This is a genomic window from Lichenihabitans sp. Uapishka_5 (genome assembly GCF_033947565.1).
In the GTDB taxonomy this organism is placed as follows: domain Bacteria; phylum Pseudomonadota; class Alphaproteobacteria; order Rhizobiales; family Beijerinckiaceae; genus Lichenihabitans.
Map to the genome: position 1 here is coordinate 1 of NZ_JARPVX010000162.1, position 2,900 is coordinate 2,900.

The window sequence follows — 2,900 nt, forward strand, 5'->3', positions numbered from 1 at the left end:
GGGTTGCGCCGGCCGGCCGTCGGGGCGCGGCCTTCGGGCGGGACGCTCAGGCTGGGGCGGGGTGGGGGCGTTCGGCTTGCGCGACATTGAATCCTCAATCAGCCACCGGCGTCGCGGCCATCGTGGTGGTAGAACCGCATGGCCGGCCGAAACGCAAGACGCGCCGTCGCATGAGCGGGCATTCACCCCGTATTCAGTCGGACAGGATAGTCTCGATCCTATGAGGCTCGGCTTACGCGCCGCCGCCCTGGCGGGTTTCTCCATCATGTTGGCGTCGTCCGGTTCCGGCCGGGCCGCCAACGAGCGTGTGCACGGCTGCATGTCGCCCGCCCAGGCGCGCGAGGTGCTGATCGTGCAGAAGTTCGTGGCGCCCTTCCGGGCCCTCGGCGAGGCGGCGGCCGGGCAGGGCGGCGAGGCCGTCGGGCTTCAGCTTTGCCTTTGGGGCGACATCTTCGTTTATGATGTGACCGTGCTGAAGCGCGACGGCCGTGTGTCCCACGCGCTGATCGATGCGCGCAGCGGCGTGGTCGCGACCCTGCCGCGCGCCGGCAAGTAGCGGGAGGACCGGGCGTGCGGCTTCTGGTGGTCGAGGATGAGCGGGACCTGAACCGCCAGTTGGCGTCGGCGCTCGAGGGCGCCGGCTATGTGGTCGACTGCGCCTTCGACGGCGAGGAAGGCCGCTTCCTGGGCGAAACCGAGCCCTATGACGCCATCGTGCTCGATATCGGCCTGCCCAAGCAGGACGGCATCACGGTGCTGGAAGCCTTGCGGGCTGCCGGCAAGCTGACGCCGGTGCTGATCCTCACGGCCCGCGACCGCTGGTCCGACAAGGTGCGCGGCTTCGATGCGGGCGCCGACGATTACGTCGCCAAGCCGTTCCACATGGAGGAGGTGCTGGCCCGCATCCGGGCGCTGTTGCGCCGGGCCGCCGGCCACGCCAGCTCGGAACTCGTCGCCGGCCCCGTGCGGCTCGACACCCGCGCCGGTCGCGTCGTCGTGAACGGTACCGCCATCAAGCTCACCAGCCACGAATACCGGTTGTTGTCCTATCTGATGCATCATACCGGCCGCGTGGTGTCGCGCTCCGAACTGGTGGAGCACCTGTACGACCAGGATTTCGACCGGGATTCCAACACGATCGAGGTTTTCGTCGGCCGGCTGCGCAAGAAGCTCGGCGTCGATGTGATCCAGACCATGCGGGGGCTCGGCTACCTGATCGAGGCGGCGGCCGATCCGGGAGATGCGAAGCGTGCCGGACGCGCCGAAGCGTAAGGGGCCGCTTGGCGCTGGGGCCGCGACGGCGGACCCAGCGCTCGACCCCGAACGCCTCGCCGCAGCCCCGCGTGCGAGCCGCTCCTCCTTCACCCGCTGGCTCGGCCGGCGCTCGATCGCGACCCGCCTGTTCTTGTCGGCGGCCGTGTGGTCGGCAGCGATCCTGCTGGCGGCCGGGTTCATCCTGTCGGCCATCAACCGTCATGCCTCCGAGGAGGATTTCGACGGGCGCCTGGGCGTTTACCTGAGAGCCCTGGTGGCCGAGCTCGCGGCGCCGGGCGATGGCCCGCGCACCGAACTGGGCGCCTTGGGCGAACCTTTGTTCGAGCTGCCCTTGTCGGGCTGGTATTGGCAGGTCAGCCGCCTTGATACGGCCGAGCCCGACATCCGCGGTTCCACCTCGCTGTTCACCGAGCGCCTACCGAAGCTCGACGGCCCCGGCGAGGCGGGAGCCGGCAAAGCCTATGTCATGGGGCCCGACGATCGCCGGCTCCGCATGGTGCAGCGGCTGATCGATGCGGGCGACCAGGGCCGCTATCTGGTGCAGGTCGCGGCCGCACCCGACGACATGGAACGCGCCATCACGCGCTTCAAGGCGGCGCTCGGGCTCACCTTCTCGGCCCTCGCGGTGGCGCTGGTGGCCAGCACGGCCCTGCAGGTGCGGTTCGGGTTGCGGCCCCTGCGACGGCTGCAGGACGGCGTTGCGGCGATCCGGCGCGGCGAGGGCGAGCGCATCGCCGGCAGCTTTCCGCGCGACATCGCGCCCTTGGCGAGCGAACTCAATCTGTTGATCGCCGCCAATCGCGAGATCGTCGAGCGTGCCCGCACCCATGCGGGCAATCTGGCCCATGCGCTGAAGACGCCGCTCAGCGTCATCACCAACGAGACCGATGTCGCGGCGCTGCATCCCGACACGGCGGCCCTGGCCGCCAAGGTGCGCGAGCAGACCGGCATCATGCGCAACCAGGTCGACCACCATCTCGGGCGCGCCCGTGCGGCGGCCCGCTCCAGCGTCATCGGCACGCTGACGGAGGCGAAGCCGGTGATCGACGGGCTGGTGCGGACCTTCGAGAAGATCTACCGCGACCGCGTCCTGCGGTTCGACGTCGCTGTGGTGCCCGCGGCACGGTTCCGCGGCGAGTCGCAGGATCTCGAGGAGATGGTCGGCAACCTGGTCGACAATGCCGGCAAGTGGGGGCAGGCCATTGTCGCGATCCGGGTCGGGCCCGCGTCGGAGCGCGACGCCGCCGGGCTCGCGGTGGTGGTGGAGGACGACGGGCCCGGCATGACGACGGACGAATGCCGGCTCGCGATGCGCCGCGGCCGGCGCCTCGACGAGTCGAAGCCCGGTTCCGGCCTCGGGCTGTCGATCGTCGCCGACCTGGCCGGTGTTTATGGCGGTTCGCTGAGCCTCGACCGCAGCCCGCTCGGCGGACTGCGCGCCACATTGCTTCTGCCTTAGAACCGGTGCAGAAAGCGACACGATTTCTGATGGCGGGCGGGGGCGGGCGGATGCGCGGAGCGGCGGTTATGGGCATGGCCGGGCTGGCCCTGGTGCTCGGGGGCTGTTCGGTCGCGACCTCCACCTTCAACGACGCCAGCAGCTCGGCCGGTGCCATCGTGGGCAG

At 70.2% G+C, this 2,900-nt stretch carries 3 protein-coding genes; all 3 read left to right on the forward strand.

Going from position 1 to position 2,900, the window contains the following annotated elements; genetic code table 11:
* Window positions 1-220: 220 nt before the first annotated feature.
* The 3 genes from P7D22_RS22705 to P7D22_RS22715 are packed head-to-tail and all read left to right on the forward strand — an operon-like array spanning window position 221 to window position 2,734.
* Window positions 221-556 carry a PepSY domain-containing protein gene (locus tag P7D22_RS22705; RefSeq protein ID WP_319936522.1) on the forward strand — a complete coding sequence of 112 codons (336 nt, stop codon included), beginning with the start codon at window positions 221-223 and terminating at the stop codon, window positions 554-556.
* 14 nt (window positions 557-570) lie between these two features.
* A complete protein-coding gene (locus tag P7D22_RS22710; protein WP_319936523.1) occupies window positions 571-1,272 on the forward strand; it encodes a response regulator transcription factor in 702 nt (233 codons plus the stop codon).
* Complete coding sequence (locus P7D22_RS22715; RefSeq protein WP_319936524.1) at window positions 1,250-2,734, forward strand: sensor histidine kinase; 1,485 nt, start codon at window positions 1,250-1,252, stop codon at window positions 2,732-2,734. Before P7D22_RS22710 ends, P7D22_RS22715 begins: the two co-directional genes overlap by 23 nt.
* Window positions 2,735-2,900: the final 166 nt, after the last annotated feature.

Coding starts and splice junctions, on each gene's coding strand:
- P7D22_RS22705 (WP_319936522.1), top strand. CDS start 221: ATGAGGCTCGGCTTACGCGCCGCCGCCCTGGCGGGTTTCTCCATCATG.